Source organism: Enterovibrio norvegicus FF-33, assembly GCF_000286835.2.
GTDB lineage: Bacteria > Pseudomonadota > Gammaproteobacteria > Enterobacterales > Vibrionaceae > Enterovibrio > Enterovibrio norvegicus_A.
On the sequence record NZ_AJYD02000046.1, the window covers coordinates 1 to 443 of the forward strand.

1 protein-coding gene is annotated in these 443 nt (G+C 58.9%); it reads right to left on the reverse strand.

What is annotated here, in order from left to right; all coding sequences use genetic code 11:
• A partial coding sequence (locus tag A1OO_RS23490; protein WP_035008720.1) for a hypothetical protein occupies window positions 1–443 on the reverse strand: 443 nt, incomplete at both ends.

The following is a 443-nucleotide window of genomic DNA, read 5'->3' on the forward strand; positions in this document are numbered from 1 at the left end:
GTCGCCCTGATTTTTCCCATTGTCGGTGATGGTGGCCGCGCCCACGTTGTCATTGCCAGTGGGGGCCAGAATGTCGGCGTTGACGGTGAGGGTGAAGCGCTCATTGCCTTCATAGACCGGGTTCTCATTGTCGTCGAACGTCGGCACGGAGACTGAGAAGTCGGTGGTGCCGCCAGGCAGCGACACGGTGCCAGTGAATTTACCATTGTGTTGGGTGAGGATCACTGGCGTACCCTCGACAAGCACGGTCAGGGTGCCGTCAGGGTTAAGCGTCAGATCTGCTGCCTCCGCAGAGCGCGGGTTGATCGTCAGGGTGTATTCGACGTCGCGGTCAACCGGGTTGCTGAGTGTGACGTTGAATGATGCGTTATCACCTTCACTCACTTTCCCTGCGTTATCCACGGTCAGCGTGGGGCGGTCATCATCACCGCCAGGGTTGCCAT